This is a genomic window from Robiginitalea marina (assembly GCF_024006985.1).
Lineage (GTDB): Bacteria > Bacteroidota > Bacteroidia > Flavobacteriales > Flavobacteriaceae > Robiginitalea > Robiginitalea marina.
Genome location: NZ_JAMXIB010000002.1, coordinates 328226 through 348433, shown reverse-complemented (window position 1 = coordinate 348433; position 20208 = coordinate 328226). Strand labels below are relative to the sequence as shown.

The 20208-nt window shown below is 55.5% G+C and carries 21 protein-coding genes; 13 read left to right on the top strand and 8 right to left on the bottom strand.

What is annotated here, in order from left to right; genetic code table 11:
• The first annotated feature begins 435 nt into the window (after positions 1–435).
• Positions 436–3894: a methylmalonyl-CoA mutase family protein gene (locus NG653_RS04450; RefSeq protein WP_252740465.1), complete on the top strand. Its 3459-nt coding sequence runs from the start codon at positions 436–438 to the stop codon at positions 3892–3894.
• A gap of 18 nt (positions 3895–3912) precedes the next feature.
• Here the strand turns inward: NG653_RS04450 and NG653_RS04445 are convergent, their stop codons facing one another.
• Positions 3913–4305: a hypothetical protein gene (locus NG653_RS04445; protein WP_252740464.1), complete on the bottom strand. Its 393-nt coding sequence runs from the start codon at positions 4303–4305 to the stop codon at positions 3913–3915.
• A gap of 112 nt (positions 4306–4417) precedes the next feature.
• Between NG653_RS04445 and NG653_RS04440 the strand changes: the two genes are divergently transcribed.
• The 3 genes from NG653_RS04440 to NG653_RS04430 all read left to right on the top strand — a co-directional run bounded on the left by NG653_RS04440 (position 4418) and on the right by NG653_RS04430 (position 7208).
• Complete coding sequence (locus NG653_RS04440) at positions 4418–4906, top strand: Lrp/AsnC family transcriptional regulator (protein WP_252740463.1); 489 nt, start codon at positions 4418–4420, stop codon at positions 4904–4906.
• Positions 4907–5006: 100 nt separating this feature from the next.
• Positions 5007–6419, top strand: coding sequence for an alpha/beta hydrolase family protein (locus NG653_RS04435; protein WP_252740462.1), 1413 nt, complete (start codon positions 5007–5009; stop codon positions 6417–6419).
• Positions 6420–6524: 105 nt separating this feature from the next.
• Positions 6525–7208 (top strand): DUF1684 domain-containing protein, encoded by a 684-nt coding sequence (locus tag NG653_RS04430; RefSeq protein ID WP_252740461.1) that lies wholly within the window; start codon positions 6525–6527, stop codon positions 7206–7208.
• 162 nt (positions 7209–7370) lie between these two features.
• Here NG653_RS04430 and NG653_RS04425 read toward each other — a convergent pair whose 3' ends face one another.
• The 6 genes from NG653_RS04425 to NG653_RS04400 form a co-directional block, all read right to left on the bottom strand.
• Positions 7371–8123 carry a DUF6733 family protein gene (locus NG653_RS04425; protein WP_252740460.1) on the bottom strand — a complete coding sequence of 251 codons (753 nt, stop codon included), beginning with the start codon at positions 8121–8123 and terminating at the stop codon, positions 7371–7373.
• A 137-nt stretch (positions 8124–8260) separates the two neighbouring features.
• Positions 8261–9505 carry an ammonium transporter gene (locus NG653_RS04420; RefSeq protein ID WP_252740459.1) on the bottom strand — a complete coding sequence of 415 codons (1245 nt, stop codon included), beginning with the start codon at positions 9503–9505 and terminating at the stop codon, positions 8261–8263.
• A 25-nt stretch (positions 9506–9530) separates the two neighbouring features.
• Positions 9531–9869 (bottom strand): P-II family nitrogen regulator, encoded by a 339-nt coding sequence (locus tag NG653_RS04415; RefSeq protein WP_252740458.1) that lies wholly within the window; start codon positions 9867–9869, stop codon positions 9531–9533.
• A gap of 279 nt (positions 9870–10148) precedes the next feature.
• Positions 10149–10520, bottom strand: coding sequence for a fluoride efflux transporter CrcB (gene crcB, locus NG653_RS04410; RefSeq protein WP_252740457.1), 372 nt, complete (start codon positions 10518–10520; stop codon positions 10149–10151).
• An 81-nt stretch (positions 10521–10601) separates the two neighbouring features.
• Positions 10602–10781: a hypothetical protein gene (locus tag NG653_RS04405; RefSeq protein ID WP_252740456.1), complete on the bottom strand. Its 180-nt coding sequence runs from the start codon at positions 10779–10781 to the stop codon at positions 10602–10604.
• Positions 10782–10902: 121 nt separating this feature from the next.
• Positions 10903–11091, bottom strand: a complete 189-nt coding sequence (locus NG653_RS04400) for a hypothetical protein (RefSeq protein WP_252740455.1) — start codon at positions 11089–11091, stop codon at positions 10903–10905.
• A 41-nt stretch (positions 11092–11132) separates the two neighbouring features.
• Between NG653_RS04400 and NG653_RS04395 the strand changes: the two genes are divergently transcribed.
• Positions 11133–11519, top strand: a complete 387-nt coding sequence (locus NG653_RS04395) for a pyrophosphohydrolase domain-containing protein (RefSeq protein WP_252740454.1) — start codon at positions 11133–11135, stop codon at positions 11517–11519.
• A 29-nt stretch (positions 11520–11548) separates the two neighbouring features.
• Here NG653_RS04395 and NG653_RS04390 read toward each other — a convergent pair whose 3' ends face one another.
• Positions 11549–12616 carry a branched-chain amino acid aminotransferase gene (locus NG653_RS04390; RefSeq protein ID WP_252740453.1) on the bottom strand — a complete coding sequence of 356 codons (1068 nt, stop codon included), beginning with the start codon at positions 12614–12616 and terminating at the stop codon, positions 11549–11551.
• A 106-nt stretch (positions 12617–12722) separates the two neighbouring features.
• Here NG653_RS04390 and NG653_RS04385 point away from each other — a divergent pair, with 106 nt between their 5' ends.
• The 8 genes from NG653_RS04385 to NG653_RS04350 all read left to right on the top strand — a co-directional run bounded on the left by NG653_RS04385 (position 12723) and on the right by NG653_RS04350 (position 20162).
• Positions 12723–13226, top strand: a complete 504-nt coding sequence (locus NG653_RS04385; protein WP_252740452.1) for a DUF4920 domain-containing protein — start codon at positions 12723–12725, stop codon at positions 13224–13226.
• A gap of 1 nt (position 13227) precedes the next feature.
• A complete protein-coding gene (gene mnmC2, locus NG653_RS04380) occupies positions 13228–13893 on the top strand; it encodes a tRNA (5-methylaminomethyl-2-thiouridine)(34)-methyltransferase MnmC2 (protein WP_252740451.1) in 666 nt (221 codons plus the stop codon).
• Positions 13894–13953: 60 nt separating this feature from the next.
• The gene (locus tag NG653_RS04375) at positions 13954–14862 is read left to right on the top strand and encodes a TIGR01777 family oxidoreductase (protein ID WP_252740450.1); all 909 of its coding nucleotides are present in this window, start codon (positions 13954–13956) and stop codon (positions 14860–14862) included.
• A gap of 128 nt (positions 14863–14990) precedes the next feature.
• Positions 14991–15545, top strand: a complete 555-nt coding sequence (locus NG653_RS04370) for a nucleotide exchange factor GrpE (protein WP_252740449.1) — start codon at positions 14991–14993, stop codon at positions 15543–15545.
• A gap of 4 nt (positions 15546–15549) precedes the next feature.
• Positions 15550–16665, top strand: coding sequence for a molecular chaperone DnaJ (dnaJ, locus tag NG653_RS04365; RefSeq protein ID WP_252740448.1), 1116 nt, complete (start codon positions 15550–15552; stop codon positions 16663–16665).
• A gap of 252 nt (positions 16666–16917) precedes the next feature.
• The gene (locus NG653_RS04360; protein WP_252740447.1) at positions 16918–17853 is read left to right on the top strand and encodes an ABC transporter ATP-binding protein; all 936 of its coding nucleotides are present in this window, start codon (positions 16918–16920) and stop codon (positions 17851–17853) included.
• The gene (locus tag NG653_RS04355) at positions 17846–19210 is read left to right on the top strand and encodes an ABC transporter permease (RefSeq protein ID WP_252740446.1); all 1365 of its coding nucleotides are present in this window, start codon (positions 17846–17848) and stop codon (positions 19208–19210) included. Before NG653_RS04360 ends, NG653_RS04355 begins: the two co-directional genes overlap by 8 nt.
• 4 nt (positions 19211–19214) lie before the next feature.
• A complete protein-coding gene (locus tag NG653_RS04350; protein ID WP_252740445.1) occupies positions 19215–20162 on the top strand; it encodes a mechanosensitive ion channel family protein in 948 nt (315 codons plus the stop codon).
• The last annotated feature ends 46 nt before the right edge of the window (positions 20163–20208 follow it).

The window sequence follows — 20208 nt, the reverse complement described above, 5'->3', positions numbered from 1 at the left end:
CTAAATCCCCGGGGTTTCCTTGAGTGGTCGGCAAATAGCCTGCGGCAGCGCACGGGTACAGGGCACCCGAAATAAGAAAACCCCGCCTTCTCCAGGGCGGGGCTTCCAGACTAACTAACTAACTCAAAAGACTAACTCAAATAATCTGGTGCAAATTTCAACATTATGCGGGAGCCTGAGGTTATCAAAAAGTTAGGGCCGCATTATGTTTTGCGCTATACTGGAAGTATAACGCTAAAATTCAGCTCTTTAGTATGTCTTCGGATTCAATAACCCTTCGGGAAGGGCATGTCGGGCTTGCCGTTATGCCCTGACAACCATTGACAAATCAGGAATGAGCGGGCCAAAACGGGCCCCGGAATTATTATATCCTGAACGGGGATGGACTTTCTTTTCATTTTCGGTAAATTGCAGGTGTTTTAACCGGACACTTTCATGGACGCCCACCCCCCGTATTCTCCCACCCATAAAATCCGCATCGTAACCGCTGCCTCCCTTTTTGACGGGCATGACGCCGCAATCAATATCATGCGCCGGATCATCCAGTCCACCGGCGTTGAGGTCATCCACCTGGGCCATGACCGTTCGGTGGCCGAAGTGGTCGATTGCGCCATTCAGGAAGATGCCAATGCCATTGCCATGACCTCCTACCAGGGCGGGCATAACGAGTACTTCCGCTACATGCACGACCTGCTGCAGGAGAAGGGTGCAGGCCATATCCGGATCTATGGCGGGGGAGGGGGCGTAATCCTGCCCGGGGAGATTGAAGCCCTTATGGCGTATGGGATTGCGCGGATCTACTCCCCGGACGATGGGCGGGAAATGGGCCTTCAGGGCATGATCAACGACCTGGTTTCGGGGGCTGATTACCCCGTTGCCGACCTCCCCCTGCCGGCAGGAAAGCCCCTGGATGCCTTGCTGAAGGAGAAGGACCCCCGCGCCCTGGCGCGGTTGATCAGCCTGGCCGAAAACCGGCCCGGGGCATACTGGCAGATCCAGAAGGACCTGCCAGTACCGGAAAAGCCTGCCCCTGTCCTGGGGATTACCGGCACGGGCGGGGCGGGGAAGAGCAGCCTGGTCGATGAGCTTGTCCGCCGCTTCCTGAACCAGTACCCCGACCGGACCCTGGGGATCATCTCGGTGGACCCTTCCAAACGGAAAACGGGCGGGGCTTTGCTCGGTGACCGTATCAGGATGAACGCCATCCACCACCCCAACGTCTACATGCGGTCCCTGGCCACCCGCCAGTCGAACCTGGCCCTTTCGAAATACGTCAAAGAGGCGGTTTCCGTGTTGCAGGCAGCCGGCTTTGACCTGATTATCCTGGAGACCTCGGGGATCGGCCAATCCGACACAGAAATCCTCGAACACTCCGACCTGTCGCTCTACGTGATGACCCCGGAATTCGGGGCGGCCACCCAGCTCGAGAAGATCGATATGCTCGATTTCGCCGACCTGGTAGCCATCAACAAGTTTGACAAGCGGGGGGCCGCCGACGCCCTTAGGGACGTGAAAAAGCAATACCAGCGTAACCACGGCCTCTGGGAGGCAGCCCTGGACTCCCTGCCGGTTTATGGCACCATAGCCTCCCAGTTCAATGATCCCGGGATGAACCGGCTCTACCGGGCCGTAATCCAGGGCCTTGCGGACCGGGGGGTATCCTGGGCGGGGGCGTTGCCTGCTGACCCGGGGGCCGAACCGGAAAAGATCTTCATCATCCCGCCGGCGCGCACGCGATACCTGTCTGAAATCGCCGAAAGCAACCGCGCGTATGACGAAATGGTGGCTGCCCAGGTGGGGGTGGCCGAAAGGCTTTACGGGCTTTACCTGGCTGCCCTTACCCTTTCCGGTATCGACCCGGATCCCCAAGCCCTGCCCTGCCTGACCCCCAGTGGCATCGATGCCGATACCTTCCTGCAGGCCCTCCCCGACGGGGAAGCCCGCGGGTTGTTGGAGGCCCTGCTCCGACAGTTTGAATCCGTGCGCAAGGACCTGAATCCTCATCATTGGGACCAACTCCTGGAATGGGCAGGGCTCCGACAAAAGTACCGGGAACCCGTCTTCCGGTTTGAGGTACGGGACCGGGAGGTGGAAATCGAGACCCATACGGAGTCGCTGTCGCACCTGCAGGTGCCCAGGGTGGTCCTGCCCCGTTACCGGAGTTGGGGCGATATCCTCCGGTGGCTGTTACAGGAAAACGTCCCCGGCGGGTTTCCCTATACGGCCGGGCTTTACCCTTTCAAGCGGAAGGGCGAGGACCCTACCCGCATGTTTGCCGGGGAAGGAGGGCCCGAGCGCACCAACCGGAGGTTCCACTACCTCAGCCTCGATATGCCGGCCAAACGCCTCTCCACGGCTTTTGATTCCGTTACCCTTTACGGGCACAACCCCGGGCACCGGCCCGATATTTACGGGAAGATCGGCAATGCCGGGGTTTCGATCTGCTGCCTGGACGACGCCAAGAAATTGTATTCCGGTTTCCACCTCACCGATCCCATGACTTCCGTCAGCATGACCATCAATGGCCCGGCGCCCATGCTGCTCGGCTTCTTCCTCAATGCGGCCATCGACCAGAATTGTGAAAAATATATCCTGGCGCAGGGCCTGGAAGGGGAAGTCAGGGCCAGGATCCGGGAGCTTTTTGCGGAAAGGGGGGAGGAACCCCCGGTGTACCGGGGGGCATTGCCCGAAGGGAACGACGGGCTTGGGCTCATGCTCCTTGGGGTCACGGGCGACCAGGTACTTCCTGCCGCGGTGTATGAACAAATCCGGGAAGAGACCCTAAGGCAGGTGCGGGGTACTGTGCAGGCCGATATCCTCAAGGAAGACCAGGCCCAGAACACCTGCATCTTTTCCACCGAATTCGCCCTGCGCCTGATGGGGGATGTCCAGGAATACTTCATCGACCACGAGGTCCGCAACTTCTATTCGGTGTCCATTTCAGGGTACCACATTGCCGAAGCCGGGGCCAACCCCATTACCCAGCTGGCTTTTACCCTTTCCAACGGGTTCACCTATGTGGAGTATTACCTGAGCCGGGGGATGGACATCAACAGCTTCGGGCCCAACCTCTCCTTTTTCTTTTCCAACGGGATCGACCCCGAATACGCGGTCATCGGGCGGGTGGCCCGCAGGATCTGGGCCAAGGCCATGCGCGAAAAGTACGGGGCCGATGCCAGGGCGCAGATGCTGAAGTATCATATCCAGACTTCGGGGCGGAGCCTGCATGCCCAGGAAATTGACTTCAACGATATCCGGACCACCCTGCAGGCGCTCTATGCCATTTACGACAACTGCAATTCCCTCCACACCAACGCCTATGACGAGGCCATTACCACCCCCACCGAGGAATCGGTCCGGCGGGCCATGGCCATCCAACTGATCATCAACAAGGAGCTGGGGCTGGCCAGGAACGAAAACCCCCTGCAGGGCTCTTTCATTATCGATGAGCTCACCGACCTGGTGGAGGAAGCCGTGCTCTATGAGTTTGACCGGCTCACCGAAAGGGGCGGGGTGCTCGGCGCCATGGAAACCATGTACCAGCGCTCGCGCATCCAGGAAGAAAGCCTCCACTATGAAACCCTGAAACACTCAGGGGCTTACCCGATCGTTGGGGTAAATACCTTCCTGAATTCCAAAGGTTCGCCCACCATCCTCCCGGCAGAGGTCATCCGGGCCACTGAGGAGGAAAAAATGGCGCAGATCGAAACCCTGGAGCGCGTGCATGCCCGGAATGCCGGAACGGCTGCCGAATGGCTTACACGCCTGAAGGAGGCTGCCATTAGGAACGAAAACATGTTTGAGGTCCTGATGGAAGTTTGCAAATACTGTTCCCTGGGGCAGATTACCCGGGCCCTGTTCGAAGTGGGCGGACAGTATCGTCGGAATATGTAGGGAATGCGGGCTCCTGGGTCAGTACCCCAGGCTTTTGCGCCAGTTCCGGAAGGAAAGCCGGAACAGCCGGAGCTCCTGCCGCAGCAGGTCGAGGTATTCTTTTTCCCTTACCCCGTCCATTTCAAGGCCTTTGCAGTAACTGGCCAGGTTTCGGGTCATAATATGGATAAAGTGCAGGCTGTGTTCCCGGATGGCAAGGGAACGGGTATTCATGGCCAGGGCGATCTGCTCCGGGATGAGCAGGGAGTCGGTCAGCAGCGAACCGGCGACCTGGTCCCTGAGGCTTTCTGAGGCATACAGGGCAGGCAGGTCCTGGCGACGGGAGACGCACAGGGCAATCGCCTGGCTCATGGCCTGCAGCTCCAGGGCCTTTCGGTAAACCGGCAGCTTGATTAAACGATTTGAAGACATTTTCGGTAGCAATTTTCCATAAAATTACCATGAACCGGTGGAAGTTTAATTTTTATTTTAAGCTGTAATTGGTATATTGCTTTAATAAATAAAAAATATAAACAATAATATATTGGAATTTAAACTGGATCAGCTAAACCTCGAGATCCTCGGGGCCTTGCAAAAAAATGCCAGGGCCTCCCTGGCGGGAATTGGCAGACAGGTCGGGCTGACTCCCCCGGCGGTAACCGAACGGGTGAAGCGGATGGAAGATGAAGGGGTGATTGAAGGGTACTGGACCAGCGTCTCCCATACCCGGCTGGGGTATCAGCTCAAGGCCATCATCACCCTGCGGGCCTTTATGGGCAAGTTGAAGCCATTCCTCGATTACGTCAGGAACCTGGAGGAGGTCATTAACTGTTACCGGATTACTGGAAATGAGAACATTATTATGGAAGTGGTCTTCCGCGACCAGTTCCACCTGGAAAAATTTATCGACCAACTGATCCAGTACGGCGAGACCCGCACCCACATTATCCTTTCGGAGATCATTTCCAATGCGCCTATAGGAAAGCGGACGACCCGGGGGGCTTCCCTTCCCGAGGGTGGGAAAAAGGGGTGATTTTAATGGAGATTGCCTTCAGTTTGTTTAATTTAGGGTTGTATTTTCAGCAGGCCGCGGATCGCTTTCAGCTTGGCCGGGTTTTTGATAGGGTTTTGTTATGAAGAAAATGCTGGTTTTTCTCGTCGTTTTATGCGGCCTGGGCCCCGGCCTGCATAGCCAGGACCTGGTCCTCAGGAGGGGTGTAGTCCTGGATTCGCTGCCCGTACAGGATTCCGTGGCCAGCCACCTCCGGTTGTACCTCCCTGAAGACTTTGACCCTTCCAAAACCTGGCCCCTGCTCTTTATTTGTGATGACGAAGGGGAATCCCTCCAGGCCATGCGCTACCTCAAAAGGGCTGCGGATGCCAACGGATATGTTTTAGCGGCGAACAGGGAATTGCACGACACCGTGTCCCTTGCCTCGAAAGTGCTTAAAATCAGCAGCAGCCTGGTAAGCCTATTGGATATGCTGCCCCTGGATCCCGAACGGATATACACGGCGGGGTACCGGGACGGGGGGGAACTTGCCCTGATATACCCGGCCCTGGTCCCGGCGGTACGGGGCGGGCTGGTGATTGCTTCCCGGGTTCCGGACATTGCCCTGAGCCTCGAAGTGAAAAAGTTCCACATTGTCGGGATCATGGGGAAAGGGGATTTCCAGTACCACGACCTGCGGAATGATGAGGGAATCCTGGATAAGCTCAAGTTCCCAAACCATATGATTTTCCATACCGGGAACGGGGGATGGCCTACCCGGGAGGACCTGGATTTGGGCCTGCAAACGCTCAGCCTCCTGGCGATCCGGGACAAACGGACTTTCGGGGATTCTGTCGACATTGCCCGCACCTACCAGGCGTTTACCGCCTATGTACAGGGGTTGGAGGACCAGGGCGCGTACCTGCTTGCGCATGATCAGTTGCAGGGTGCCCAGGCCCTGTTTGAAGGCATTGCGGAAACCGGCCCCTTCAGGGAAAAGGAAAAAGCCATAAGGCGGAGCCCAGGGTATAAGGAAAAACAAAAGGAATGGCATGCGGCTATCCAGAAAGAGAATACCCAGAGATACGAATACTTCGACTACCTGGACCAGGACATCGCAGCCTTCAACCTGAATAATTTGGGCTGGTGGAAATACCAGGCAGACCAGATCAACGGCATGAAAGGCAGCACGAATCTCGAAGAACGCCTGCTTGGACACCGCCTGGAGGGATATCTCAATGCCCTGGTGGATGATTATATCCTCAGGGAGGCAAGGGCGGAGCAGCCCGACGAGGATGCCCTTATTTTCCTGTACATGCTCAAAACGCTGACTGCGCCCCTGGATTTCGGGAATTACCTGGAGGTCGTTTCCCTGACCGCCAAATATGGGGATTTCGGGACCGCCAACTTTTACCTCGAGGAACTCCTCAGGAAGGGCTACCAGGATGCCCAGCGCCTGTACAGCCTGCCCCACACCGCCCTGTTGCGGATAACCCCGGAATACAACCAGCTGATTGAAAAATACCTCAGGGCGGCCCGTTATGACATGGAATAAAGGAGAATGGAAAGGCTGCCCGTCCCACTGCCTGGCGTTGGGGGGTTGAGGCGGAATGCCCGGCATGTTGTATTTTTGGACCACCCTTGCCCAAAAGCTTACGTTATGCAATCCCGCGGCCTGACTTTTTTGTCCCCTGCCTTCCCTTTTTTCCTTTCGGTTGCCCTCTTGTTGACGGCCCTGGTTTCAGGCTGCCGGGACGGCAGGCGATACCACGATGAACAGGTCAGGCAATGGCCCTCGGGCAACGACGCCCTGGCCGATATCGGCGAATTCCAGGCCTCCCTCAATTCTACCTTCAGGGATCCGGAAGCATCCCCACTCCCGGACCGGTACCGCAAAAACTTCAACGGGCTGGAATTCTATCCGGCAGACACGATCTTTCGCACCTGGGCCCGCCTGCAGCGCACCCCGGAAGCCCTTCCGTTTGAAATGCCCACCAGCACCATGGAGGTTGCCCGCGAGCGCCGCTATGGCTACCTCACCTTTGAACTGAACGGGCAGGCCTTTACCCTGGAGGTTTACCAGAGCCCGGAGCTCTTGTTGGAAAAGGGGTATGAGGATTACCTTTTCCTTCCGTTTACGGACCTTACCAACGGCAAAGGCACCTATGAAGGGGGGCGTTACCTCGACCTGAGGATCCCCCGGGGGGATTCCCTCCTGCTGGATTTCAACAAGGCCTACAATCCGTATTGCGCGTACAACCCCAAATATTCCTGCCCCATAGTCCCTGAGGTCAACCACCTTGAAACCGAGGTGCGTGCCGGGGTAAAAAGCTTTAAAAAATGAAATCCCCCGTGGCTTTAGGCCTCGGGGAATTCCTTTTTTCGGGCAGCAGGAGGGCTTTTCAGGAGTTTTTCCCGCCTATGGCCATCCATTCCTGATCGTCCGTTCCCAAAATGGGATTCGGGAAGGCCAGGGCTTTGGGAGATCCTTTTTTCAACCCAGAGGTTACAGGGTCATGAAGAAGGACAGCTTATAAAAGTCGTTGGGGGCAAAGCGGTCGTCTTCATCGGCAAGGTTGCCGCCAAAGGAAAACCGGAGGCCCGCATTGCCCTTCTGAAACTGCACATAGGGCCCCAGCCAGACATAGCCATCGACCCGGTCGAGGTCTCCCCCTCCATTGATGTCCCCGCCTGAGAGGAACAGTTCTTCAAAATGGCCGCCCACCGAGAAAAAGCCGGAGACCTTAACCCCCAGGTTCAACCAGTAGTGCAGGTAATTGTTTGTGGCCTGGCCCTGTTCGGTCTTATCGGACAGCGCTGCATAATACCCCAGGTAAAACTGGCCTTCCAAAAGGTCCGTACCCAGGTTTACGGTGAGGTTGGGCACGATGCCGTCGCCGACAATACCGGGTTGCGCAGCACCGCTTGAAAGCAGGCTCCCCATGGTAAAGCCCAGTTGGGGGTTGATGTCGAAGCTGCCCACGGTTTTGTTGTACCCGATACCGAATTCAGTCCACTGCCCCCAGGCGGAACCGGTTCCGGCCCCCCATTGAATCCCGTAAAAGGTAAGCGCATCCGTGTCGCTGAGGCTGTAGCCCAGGGTCATCATCGGATTGAATCCAAAGAAAGCGTCGTGGTTCAGGCTAAGGCCTACACTCACTTTGTCGGCCAGTTCAGTTTCATCCTGTGCCGTTGCGGTTTGGGCGGAGGCCAGTGTGCCCAACAGGACCAAAGCGGTAATCGTTCTCTTGTTTAACATGATTTCTGGTTTTAAGGGTTAGTAAAATTTTAAAAAGGGGGTTCCTGCATCAGGATTTGATGTCATGTCAGAGGGGACCCCGAAAAGGTTTGAGTCTGAAAAAGGACCAGCTTAATTCATAGGGAAGCGGGCGCCGATCAATGTTGGTTCATCCGGAAATCGGGATAGGCATCCATCCCGTGTTCGTGGAGGTCGAGGCCTTCCAGTTCCTCGTCCCTTGAAACCCGAATCCCGGTTGTTTTCTTTAGGGCAAAGAGGATCAGGAATGCCGAGAGGACGCAGAATACCCCGGCACTGCCCACTCCGGCCAGCTGGTAGAGCAGTTGGTCCATTCCCGCCTTGTCGCCGAAAAGGCCCACAGCCAGGGTTCCCCAGATGCCGCAGATCAGGTGGACCGTAACGGCCCCAACGGGGTCATCCAGTTTCAGCCGGTCAATCAGGGCAACGCCACCCACGATGATGGCCCCGGCAATAAGGCCAATGAGCACGGCCTCATTGGGCGACATCAGGTCGGCCCCTGCCGTGATCCCGACCAGCCCGCCCAGGATACCGTTCAGGAACATGGTGAGGTCGTAATTGCGGTAGGCGAGGGTGGAGACGATAAATGCCCCCAGGCCTCCCGCCGCTGCCGCCAGACTGGTAGTGGTCAGCACCAGGGAAGTCAGGGCAGGGTCGGCGGAGAGCACCGAACCCCCGTTAAACCCAAACCAGCCCAGCCAGAGGATGAGTACCCCGGCGGTGGCCAGGGGGATGTTATGCCCCGGGATGGCCCTGGGTTTTCCGTCTTCGTTGAATTTGCCGATTCGCGCCCCAAGCAGCCATATCGCCATCAGGGCACCCCATCCGCCTACGGAATGCACCAGGGTGGAACCCGCAAAATCATGGAACCCGGCATCTTCTCCCCCAAGGGTGGAAAGGAAGCCGCCGCCCCATTGCCAGGACCCTACTATGGGGTATACCAGGCCCACATAGAAGATGGTGAATGCCATGAACGGCCCGATTTTGATCCGTTCTGCCACCGCCCCCGATACTATGGTGGCTGCCGTGGCGGCAAACATGCCCTGGAACAGGAAATCGGTCCAGTAGGTATATCCCCCGCTGGCGTATTCCGGGGTCAGGCCTGCCGCATCGGTCTGAAGCCCGAACCCGGAAAATCCGAGAAAGCCGTTGAAGTCGCCCGGGTACATGAGGTTAAACCCGCCGATGTAGTACATCAGCAGCCCGGTGGTTATGATGAATATATTCTTGAAGAGGATGTTGATGGTATTCTTTTGCCGGGTCAGCCCGATCTCCAGCAGGGCAAAACCGGTATGCATGAAGAAAACCAGGGCCGTGCAGACCATCATCCAGACATTATTTGCAGTAAAGGTTGCGTTGTCCATAAGGGTAAATGTTTTTTAGGGGATCTTAATTAATGCCTTCGTATCCGTTTTCCCGGGTCCGGATGCGGTAGGCTTCCAGCACTTCGGAGACGAAAATTTTGCCGTCCCCGACGTTCCCGGTATGGGCTGAATCCAGCAGGGTCTCCACCGTCCGTTCCAGGAATTCATCCGAGACGACGATGACCAGGTAGCGCCTTTGGATGTCGGAAGTGCTGTAGGAGATACCGCGGTATATATGTCCCTGCTTTTCGTTTCCAACCCCGGTCACATCCCAGTAACTAAAGAAGTTCACTTCAATCGCATGGAGTGCCTTTTTGACCTCATCGAACTTCGATTTTCGAATGATAGCTTCCACTTTTTTCATAGGAACAATTTTGTGTTGAACGGCCCAAATATATGTCAAACAAAATAACCCCCTAAAAAATAGGGGGTACTAAGGGTATTTTTAAAGGAATAAAAAAAAATACCCCTAAAAAATAGGGGTATACATGCTATAAGCAATGTAATGTATTAATCTGTTAAATTATTATTGGTTATTTCGATTTTTTAATGAATAAAACGCACAAAAAGGCTGCATTTAGGCATAAAAATGTTGATAAATCAACAAAATCGTTGATAAAAATATAAATTTATAAAAGTGGCTTCAGGAGAAACGGGAAAGCCAGACCCCCAGGAGAACAGCCAGAAGGCCGGTAGCCAGGGACCCGAAGGCATAGATGAGGAAAAGGGAAGCATTGCCTGATTTCAGGAGGGCATATTGCTCGAAGCTGAAGGTTGAAAAGGTAGTGAAGCCCCCGCAAAAACCCGCCCCCAGCAAAAGGGTGGTTTCCGCAGAGAGCCAGTTGTTTTTTGCCGAGCTACCCAGGATAAAGCCCAGCAGTAGGCACCCCAGGACATTCGCCACGAAGGTACCGGTATAGAATTGGGAACCGTTTGGATTGAGGTAATTACTGAGCAGGAACCGGAGGGCGCTGCCCGCTCCTCCACCGAGGAAAACCAGAAGGACCTGTTTCATATTCTTGGGTATTTACCGCGCGCGGCAGGGAAGAGGGCACTGCCGGAGCCATATTTCCCCGTGAATCCAATAAAAATATACCTATACAGCTTCCTGGTATTTGGAATCGAGGTTACCGATGGAATAGACCTGGGGCCCCGGGGCTTCGCTACGGCTTTCAGGCCCTTTTTTGGCAGGGGTCCACCGCAGGGAATTACTGAATACCAGCAAGAGGATATTAATGAGGAGAAGGAAGGCTAAAATCCCTAGAAAGAGCAACATCTTGGAAACAGATTGTTTAAAAAGGTTAACGCAAAAGTACGTGAATTCTTATAATATACGGTTGCAGGTCCGTAAAAGGTTGTCAATGGTCGGGATTTTGTGGTAAATGGAACCTTTTGGATTACGGTTTGAGCAGGTATTTAAGGATCAGGAGGATACCTATAAAAAGGAGGAAGAACACCAGCACCCACCCGGCCCCCCGGTAATGCGCCCGGTGCCAGGCCCGGTCCTTGCGGTACATCCGCACCATAACGGCAATAAAGGCAAGGAGAAAAAGAAGGGCAAAGGCAAGTTGTCCTGGGGTAAACATATTTGTTATTTTAGCGCAAAATAACCCAATTCCCCCCAATTATGAAACGCAAGATCGAAGCGGTAGCAGAATTTCACAACGCCTTTGGCCTTGGGATTTCGGAGCAACCCCGCGCCGACCTCGGCCTGGCGACCAACCTGCTCCGCTACAAGCTGATGCGCGAAGAGAATGAAGAATACCTGGATGCCGCCTGCCGGGGGGACCTGGCCGAAGTGGCCGATGCCCTGGGCGATATGCTGTACATCCTTTGCGGGACGATCCTCGAACACGGCATGCAACATAAAATTGAAGCAGTCTTCGAGGAGATCCAGCGGAGCAACATGAGCAAACTGGGCCCCGACGGGAAACCGATTTACAGGGAAGACGGGAAAGTGCTCAAAGGGCCGGGGTATTTCAGCCCCGATATTCAGGCTATCCTCGAAAAATAAAAAAAGCCCGCTTTTGCGGGCTTTTTGCTCTATTCGACTGGAAAGCGCCAGCCAAAGGGGTCTTTCGCCCGGTTATACTGGATATCCGTGATGCGTTTCCTGAACTGGGAGGCATAGCTGTTTTCCAGATCCGGCAGTTCGTACCGCTTGCCCTGGTACCCGAAGCTGCTGATGGGGGAAACCACCGCTGCCGTTCCGGCCCCGAAGAGTTCCTTCAGGGTCCCGTTCTGCGAAGCCTCCACCAACTCCCTTACCCTGATTTTACGAACCTCTGTCGGGATGCCTTCGTCTTCTGCAAGTTGCAGGATGCTTTTGCGGGTGACCCCGTCCAGGATCCGGTCGGAGGTGGGGCTGGTAAGCAGGGTGTTGCCGATGCGCACAAATATGTTCATGGCGCCGGCTTCTTCGATGAATTCGTGGTGGTGGTCATCGGTCCAGACCACTTGCTGGAACCCATCGGCCATGGCCAGCTGGGTGGGGTAGAACTGCCCGGCGTAGTTCCCCCCGGCTTTGGCGAAACCAACCCCTCCATCCGCTGCCCGGGAGTAGGTTTCCTCGATCCGAACGCTGACCTTTCCGGAGAAGTAAGGCCCGGAAGGGGAACAGGCTATAATGAAGGTGTACTCATCCGCCGGGGACGCGTGGAAGCCTTTGCCGGAGGCAAAGACGAAGGGGCGGATGTACAGGGAACTTCCCGGGGCGGTGGGGATCCAGTCCTGGTCCGTTTTAAGGAGGGTTTTGAGCCCTTCCATAAATATTTCTTTCGGGACTTCCGGGATGGCCAACCGTTTGGCGGAGATATTAAGGCGCCTCTGGTTGTCCTCGGGGCGGAACAGCCATACCTTGCCCTCTGTATCCTTGTAGGCCTTCATGCCTTCGAAGATGGTTTGGCCGTAGTGAAAAACCTTGGCTGACGGATCCAGGGAAATGGGTTGGTAGGGGACTACCCTTGGGTCCTGCCAGGAGCCGTCCCGGAAAGTACAAATGAACATATGGTCGGTGACCACCTTGCCAAAGGGCAGGTGGTTAAAATCCACTTCCGATCGTTTTGAATGCGCAACCCGCTCCACGGGAATCTGTACGGTTGATAAATCCATAAAGCCTTTTTTAGCGGCCTAAATTTACGGAAATTAAACCACGACCCCTTGCATTTTTCCCTTTAAAATTCGGAGTTTTGTGCTTAGAAAAGATATTTGGAAGAAAATGAAACAAATTAACATTTTACTTGTGATTCTCTGGATTTTTACGGCCTGCAAGGAAACAAAAACGCAATCACCCCAGCCGGAATCCCCGGAAGAAGGACCTGTTTTCACCACGGCCGGCGCCCCGGTTTCCGATGGGGAAGTACTTGCCGAAGGGGCGATGGCCGACCTGTACGGGCAGATCAAACCCGGGGATACCGTCCTGACCCGGTTTGAGGGGGAGGTCGTTTCGGTGTGTCAGATGAAAGGGTGCTGGATGCGCCTGGCCCTGCCCGACGAAAAGACTGTAATGGTCCGATTTAAGGACTACGGGTTCTTCGTGCCCAAGGACATCAGCGGTGGCAAAGTAGTGGTGGAAGGCAAGGCTTATGTTTCAGAAGTCGACGAGGCGGAACGCAGGCACATGGCACAGGACGCCGGCCAGCCCGATTCGTTGATCGCAGCAATCAGGGGCCCTGAAATGCAGATGGGCTTCGAAGCCTCCGGGGTTCGCATCTTCCGGTAAGATGGAGCGTCGGATCGTCCGTACGGCCGATGGGTCCATGACCATCCAATTGCCCCAATGGCAGGAACAGTACCATTCCCTTCACGGGGCGTTGCAGGAATCCCGCCACGTCTTCATCCGCCACGGGCTGCATAACTTTTCCCGCAGATCGGTGGACATCCTCGAAGTCGGCTTTGGCACCGGCCTGAATGCCCTGGTAACCCTGCTTGAGGCGCCTGACCTGGACCTTTCGGTGGGCTATACCGCCCTGGAGGCTTTCCCTGTTGGTGAGGCCGAGTGGCAGGCCCTGGGATACGGGGCCCTGGCCGGAAAAGGCGCTGAGGGGGAAGCCCTTTTCCATGCCCTGCACCGCGCCCCGTGGGGCCAGCAATGCCCCATTACCCCTGAATTCACCCTTCACAAGATACTCACAGATTTTCGCGAGTTCTCCTCCCAGCCGGCCTTTGACCTGGTCTACTTCGATGCCTTTGGGGCCCGGGTGCAACCCGAACTGTGGACTGAAGACGTTTTTGCGCGCATGTATCAGGCCCTGCGGCCCGGGGGATTCCTGGTGACCTACTCGGCCCGGGGCAGTGTGCGAAGGGCAATGCAGGCCGTTGGATTCCGCACGGAGCGGCTTCCCGGCCCCCCGGGCAAGCGGGAGATGCTGCGGGCGCAGAAGTGTTAAATCCCTTTAAAAAGGAATGGCTCCCCGCCGGTAAAAGGGTATTTTTGGAAAAACTTTGTTTTGAAAGTACTTATTACAGGCGCTACCGGTCTGGTGGGCTCGGCCCTGGTTTCTTCCCTTCGCGCGGATGGGATCTCCGTGCATTACCTCACCACGCGAAAAGGAAAGATCAGCCAGGAAGCCGACTACCGCGGGTTTTTCTGGGATCCTTCCCAGAACCAGATCGACCCGGAGTGTTTTCTGGGGGTGACCCATATCGTAAACCTCGCGGGGGCTTCCATTGCCAAACGCTGGACCCCGGCCTACAGGGCGGAAATACAAAACAGCCGAACCGATAGCCTGCAGACCCTTTACAAGGGGCTTTCGTCCCTGGAATTGCATACGGTGGAATACCTGGTTTCTGCCTCAGCTATCGGGATCTACCCCGATTCCCTGAGCCATTATTATACGGAAACCTGCACGGAAACCGCCTCCGGCTTCCTTGGGGAAACCGTGGAGAAATGGGAACGTGCAGCCCGGGAATTCGATGCCCTGGGCATCCGCAGGGGGATTTTGCGGATCGGGCTGGTGCTGTCTGTCAAAGGCGGGGCCCTGCCCCAAATAATCCGCCCGATCCGCTGGGGACTTGGGGCACCCCTGGGGAGCGGGCAGCAATGGCAATCCTGGATCCACCTGCACGACCTGGTTCGCCTGATACGGTTTTCCCTGGAGGAGTCCCTCGAAGGGGTCTTTAATGCGGTGGCCCCCAACCCGGTCACCAATAAGAAGCTCACCCAGGAAGTGGCAGCCACGCTGGGCAAACCCCTTTGGATGCCCGGGGTGCCGGCCTGGGGCCTGAAGCTGGTGCTGGGAGAAATGGCCTCCTTGTTGTTGGCCAGCCAGCGTGTCAGCTCTGAAAAGATTGAAATGGAAGGTTTTACCTTCCGGTACGCCAATATCCACCAGGCCCTGCAAGCCTTACTGACTTAGCCTGAAAAAATAGCCCCGCTCTCGCGCACAAGCCTTTATGGGAGACGTTTTTTCGTGACATTTTGACATTTCTCGGGAAATGGCAGTACTTTTGCCGTCTTTGTGAAAAGCTGTAAAATCGACCGCGCATGAGCACTACCAACGATACCGATGAAATGGAAGACCTGACCCGGCAGGAAGAGGGATCCCGGGGGGAGGCCCCGAAGCGGGATACCGAAGACCAGGGGCAGCAGGATTCCGAAGGGGAACTCCGCGAAGCGCTTGAAAAGGAAAAAGACAAGTTCCTGAGGCTTTTTGCAGAATTTGAGAATTACAAAAAAAGGACTACCCGGGAGCGGCTGGAATTGTTTAAGACCGCCGGACAGGAACTCATGACCGCCCTGCTCCCCGTGCTCGATGATTTTGACCGCGCCATTCGCGAACTGGAGCGGGCCGGGGAAGACGAACTCCTTAAAGGGGTGGTGCTGATCCACAACAAATTCCGCGATACCCTGCGGGCCAAAGGTCTCGAGCCCATTGAGGCCCGGGTGGGCGATGCGTTCGACGCTGACCTCCACGAGGCCGTTACCCAGGTCCCGGCCCCAAAGAAAAGCCTGAAGGGAAAGGTCATCGATGTGATCGAAAAAGGGTACAAGCTTGGCGACCGGGTCATCAGGCACCCCAAAGTAGTGGTAGGAAACTAAGGACATGAAGCAGGATTACTACGAAATACTCGGTATTGATAAAAGCGCTGCGGCGGCTGATATAAAAAAGGCCTACCGCAAAAAGGCCATTGAATTTCATCCCGACCGCAACCCCGGCGATGCGGGGGCAGAGGAAAACTTCAAAAAGGCGGCGGAGGCTTATGAAGTGCTCAGCGACCCCGATAAACGGGCCCGGTACGATCGCTATGGCCACGCAGCCTTCGAAGGGAACGGAGGATTCGGTTCCGGTGGCATGAATATGGAAGACATCTTCAGCCAATTCGGCGATATCTTCGGGAGCGCCTTTGGCGGAAGCTTTGGCGGTTTCGGGGGGTTTGGCGGGGGCCAGCGCAGGGTCAAGGGAAGCAACCTGCGCATCAGGGTTACCCTTACCCTCGAAGAAGTAGCCAAAGGGGTCGAAAAAAAGGTCAAGGTAAAAAGGAAGGTCCAGGCCCCCGGGGTCACCTATACCACCTGCAGCTCATGCGGGGGTAGCGGACAGGTAACCCGTATCACCAACACCATCCTGGGGCGTATGCAAACGGCCACCACTTGTTCCGCCTGTGGGGGGGCTGGCCAGGTCATCGAAAAGAAGCCTGCCGATGCCGATGCCCACGGCCTGCATTTCCGGGAAGAGACCGTTTCAATCAAAATCCCGGCCGGGGTGGAATCGGGCATGCAGCTCAAAGTGAGCAGCAAGGGGAACGATGCCCCTGGCGATGGTATTCCCGGCGACCTGCTGGTAGCCATTGAAACCAAAGAACACCCTACGCTAAAGCGCGAAGGGGACAACCTGCACTACGACCTGTATATTAGTATCCCCGATGCCGTGTTGGGGACTTCCAAGGAAATCGACACTGTGGAGGGAAAGGTCCGGATCAAGCTCGAGGCCGGCATACAGTCAGGCAAAATCCTCAGGCTTCGCAACAAGGGGATCCAAAACCTGAACGGGTATGGATCAGGAGACCTGCTGGTGCATGTGAATGTCTGGACCCCCAAGGAACTCAACAAGGAACAGCGGGAGTTTTTCGAGCGGATGCAGTCCGATGAAAAGTTCGAACCCAGGCCGGAAAAATCCGATAAATCCTTCTTTGAAAAGGTCAAGGATATGTTCTCCTGACGAAATAATGCTTTTCGATTTAAATAAAAAATGTATATTTGACTTGATATTGGGACTCCAATATTAATTTTCTTTTTCATAGCAATTTTTTTCCCATCCTTAGACGTCCCGTTTAAGGGTGGGTTTTTGTTTTCGGGGGGTCCCTTTTTAAAAACAGGTGGTTCCCGGGGTCGGAGCAGGCAGCCTACTGCCCGGCGCCCATAAGGAAAGTAATCCCTAATGCCTATCTTTAGGCACCGCAAAAAGGCATTTATGGATCCCATCCTTTCGATCAGGGAAGTCAGCAAGTCGTTTGGGGAGTTCAAAGCGCTCGACAGGGTTTCCCTGGAGGTGCCCCGCCATACCATCTACGGCCTGCTGGGCCCCAACGGGGCCGGAAAAACCACCCTGATCCGCATCATCAACCAGATTACCTATCCCGACCAGGGGGAAGTGCTTTTCGATGGGAAGCCCCTGCAGCCCCAGGATGTGGCCCGGATTGGGTACCTGCCCGAGGAACGCGGCCTGTACAAGAGCATGAAGGTGGGAGAACAGGCCCTTTACCTGGCCCAACTCAAAGGCCTTTCCAAAATCGAGGCCCGCAGGGAACTGGCCTACTGGTTCGAAAAACTGGAGATCGGTGACTGGTGGAACCGGAAGGTACAGGAGCTATCCAAAGGGATGGCCCAGAAAATCCAGTTTATCGTTACCGTACTGCATAAACCCAAACTACTCATTTTCGATGAACCTTTCAGCGGGTTTGACCCCATCAACGCCGCGCTGATCAAAGACCAGATTCTGGAGCTCAGGCAACAGGGGGCTTCCATTATTTTCTCTACCCACCGCATGGAATCCGTGGAGGAGCTTTGCGAGTCCATTGCCCTGATCCATCGTTCCCGGATGATCCTGGAGGGCCGGCTGTCGGACATCAAAAAGGCCTATAAGCTCAACCGGTTCCGGATCCGGTGGACGCCGAGGGCAGCCCTGGCCACCCTGGATGGCCTGCAAGAGCGGATGCCCCTGATGGACCCGGTATTCGACCCGGAAGAGAACACCTGGGAATTTACTGTACAGCTCGAGGGTGGGGGGCAGGCCGCCCTGCTGGGGTACCTGTCCGAGGGAGGGGCCATTTCCTCCTTTCAGGAGGTCATCCCCTCGGCCAACGAAATTTTTATTCAAACGGTTAAAAAACAGGAAGCTCATGCATAAACTGGGCCTGATCATCCGGCGGGAATACCTGGCCAAGGTGCGAAACAAATCCTTTGTGGTGATGACCTTCCTCAGCCCCATCCTCCTGGTGGGGATGGTAGTCCTGATCGCCTACCTGACCCGGGTAAACGATAACGAAAAGCGCATTGTGGCCGTGCTGAATGAGAGCACCTTCCTGAAGGATGATTTCCTTCCCAAACCCGGGGTTTCCTTTGTCGCCCTTAAGGGCCTTTCCCTGGAAGCGGCCAAGGACAGTACCCTGGCCATGGGCTATTACGGGCTGTTTTACCTGCCCGCGGGCAATTCCCTGGAGCGGGTTGCTGAAGGGGCTTATTTTTATACCAGGGAGGCCCCAAGTACCCTGGTGCTGGAGCGCATCGAGCGAATTGTGGAAAACCGCCTGCGGGAATTCCGGCTCGAACAGGCCGGGATGAGCCCGGACCAGTATGCCCGCCTGGGGAGCGGTTTCGAATTGAACACCGCCACTTTTTCCGGGGAGCGAAGCGCCAAGGGGATAAACGAGTTCAAGGCGCTGGTGGGCGGGGGGTTCGGGTACCTGATCATGATGTTCATCATTATTTACGGGGGCTTTGTGATGCGGTCCGTGATCGAGGAGAAAACCAGTCGCATCATTGAAGTGATCATCTCCTCCGTAAAGCCTTTCCAACTGATGCTGGGCAAAATTATCGGCACTTCCCTGGCAGGGATTACCCAGTTCGTGATCTGGATCTTTTCGGCCACCCTGCTGCTGGTCGGGGCCCTGGTGTTCATGGACCTCGACCCCGGCCTGCTGATGGGGCAGGCCAGACTGGCCCCTGGCATGGAAGGCGCTTTCGCCCCGGGTATGGAACAGGCTCTGGCTTCAGGTGATGTAAAGGTCGGGGAGGAAACCCTCCTGGTGGTGGGGGAATTGCTTAAAATACCTATGGGGATGCTGGTCTTCTTTTTCCTGGTGTATTTTATCCTGGGGTACCTCATTTATGCTTCCATATATGCGGCTATCGGGGCTGCGGTAGACAACGAGACGGATACCCAGCAGTTCATTTTTCCGATTATCCTCCCCCTGATGCTCGCTATTTACGTCGGTTTTTTCTCGGTGTTCTCCAACCCGCACGGACCCATAGCCGTGGGCTTTTCCATTTTTCCACTGACCTCGCCCATCGTGATGCTGATGCGCCTGCCCGGGGGGATCGGGGAGGGCGGGGTCCCCCTCTGGCAGCTCCTGCTATCCATACTGCTCCTGGTACTGACCTTCCTGGCTATTGTGTACCTGGCGGCAAAAATCTACCGGGTGGGGATTTTGATGTATGGGAAAAAGCCGACCTACAAAGAATTGTTCAAATGGTTAAAATACTGACCCCATGGCCCAGGATAAAGTAGAACAGGTTACCGAATTCATTGAAAAAGACCTCTGGTCCACCGTACGGGAAATCCTTAATATGGGCCTGCATATCGGGGAGGGTACGAATGCCATCGATATCACGGTGGGACTGCTTCTGCTGGTGGTCTTCTCCCTGATCGCCACCAAATTTTTGATGAGCCAGCTGCGGAAACTCTTTACCCGCCGGATGGAAGGGGAAGACAAGCTGAAATTCATCACCATATTCAAATACATCCGCTACCTGATCTATGTAGTGGTGATCCTGCTCACTATGAGTGCAGCAGGCATAGACATCACCCTGCTGATAACCGCTTCCGCTGCCCTTTTCGTAGGGCTTGGACTGGCCCTGCAGGATCTTTTCCTCGACATCCTCTCGGGCATTATGATCGTAGTGGACAAATCCCTGAGGGTAGGGGATGTGGTGGAAATCGAGGGGCGCGTGGGCAAGGTTTCCCAGATACGGCTCCGCACGACCCTGGCCCAGACCCGGGACGACAAGGTACTGGTGATCCCCAACCACAAGTTCATGCAGGATTTGGTGTATAATTACACCCAGAACCATAAGAGTACCCGGGAGTCCGTAAAAGTAGGGGTGGCCTATGGAAGCGATGTGAAACTGGTTACCCGTCTGCTGCTGCAGGCCGTGGAGGAGCAAAAGGGGGTGCTGAAATCGCCCAAACCTTTTGTTCTTTTCGATGACTTTGGCGATTCGGCCCTGCTGTTCTCAGCCCATTTCCATATTTCAGATGTGTTTTCGGACCCCAGGCTGAAAAGCCTGATCCGTTACCGCATCGATGAACTCTTCAGGGAGAACCGGGTGACTATTCCCTTCCCGCAGCGGGATGTGCATTTCTTTGCCCATACCCCCCTGCAGGTGGCGGGAAATCCGGGAACCCAAAAACAGAATACTGAAGACCGGGGGGCGTGACGGGTCTGCGGACCCGGCAAAAGCGTTGTACCCTGATTTCCGACAG

What these genes read in the sequence shown, in the direction of transcription:
- NG653_RS04400 (WP_252740455.1), bottom strand. Translation starts at nt 11,091, where the DNA reads ATGTTTACCCCAGGACAACTTGCCTTTGCCCTTCTTTTTCTCCTTGCC.
- NG653_RS04385 (WP_252740452.1), top strand. Translation starts at nt 12,723, where the DNA reads ATGAAACAAATTAACATTTTACTTGTGATTCTCTGGATTTTTACGGCC.
- crcB (WP_252740457.1), bottom strand. Translation starts at nt 10,520, where the DNA reads ATGAAACAGGTCCTTCTGGTTTTCCTCGGTGGAGGAGCGGGCAGCGCC.
- NG653_RS04350 (WP_252740445.1), top strand. Translation starts at nt 19,215, where the DNA reads ATGGCCCAGGATAAAGTAGAACAGGTTACCGAATTCATTGAAAAAGAC.
- dnaJ (WP_252740448.1), top strand. Translation starts at nt 15,550, where the DNA reads ATGAAGCAGGATTACTACGAAATACTCGGTATTGATAAAAGCGCTGCG.
- NG653_RS04420 (WP_252740459.1), bottom strand. Translation starts at nt 9,505, where the DNA reads ATGGACAACGCAACCTTTACTGCAAATAATGTCTGGATGATGGTCTGC.
- NG653_RS04445 (WP_252740464.1), bottom strand. Translation starts at nt 4,305, where the DNA reads ATGTCTTCAAATCGTTTAATCAAGCTGCCGGTTTACCGAAAGGCCCTG.
- NG653_RS04425 (WP_252740460.1), bottom strand. Translation starts at nt 8,123, where the DNA reads ATGTTAAACAAGAGAACGATTACCGCTTTGGTCCTGTTGGGCACACTG.
- NG653_RS04430 (WP_252740461.1), top strand. Translation starts at nt 6,525, where the DNA reads ATGCAATCCCGCGGCCTGACTTTTTTGTCCCCTGCCTTCCCTTTTTTC.
- NG653_RS04435 (WP_252740462.1), top strand. Translation starts at nt 5,007, where the DNA reads ATGAAGAAAATGCTGGTTTTTCTCGTCGTTTTATGCGGCCTGGGCCCC.
- NG653_RS04450 (WP_252740465.1), top strand. Translation starts at nt 436, where the DNA reads ATGGACGCCCACCCCCCGTATTCTCCCACCCATAAAATCCGCATCGTA.
- NG653_RS04355 (WP_252740446.1), top strand. Translation starts at nt 17,846, where the DNA reads ATGCATAAACTGGGCCTGATCATCCGGCGGGAATACCTGGCCAAGGTG.
- NG653_RS04390 (WP_252740453.1), bottom strand. Translation starts at nt 12,616, where the DNA reads ATGGATTTATCAACCGTACAGATTCCCGTGGAGCGGGTTGCGCATTCA.
- NG653_RS04415 (WP_252740458.1), bottom strand. Translation starts at nt 9,869, where the DNA reads ATGAAAAAAGTGGAAGCTATCATTCGAAAATCGAAGTTCGATGAGGTC.
- NG653_RS04370 (WP_252740449.1), top strand. Translation starts at nt 14,991, where the DNA reads ATGAGCACTACCAACGATACCGATGAAATGGAAGACCTGACCCGGCAG.
- NG653_RS04405 (WP_252740456.1), bottom strand. Translation starts at nt 10,781, where the DNA reads ATGTTGCTCTTTCTAGGGATTTTAGCCTTCCTTCTCCTCATTAATATC.
- mnmC2 (WP_252740451.1), top strand. Translation starts at nt 13,228, where the DNA reads ATGGAGCGTCGGATCGTCCGTACGGCCGATGGGTCCATGACCATCCAA.
- NG653_RS04360 (WP_252740447.1), top strand. Translation starts at nt 16,918, where the DNA reads ATGGATCCCATCCTTTCGATCAGGGAAGTCAGCAAGTCGTTTGGGGAG.
- NG653_RS04395 (WP_252740454.1), top strand. Translation starts at nt 11,133, where the DNA reads ATGAAACGCAAGATCGAAGCGGTAGCAGAATTTCACAACGCCTTTGGC.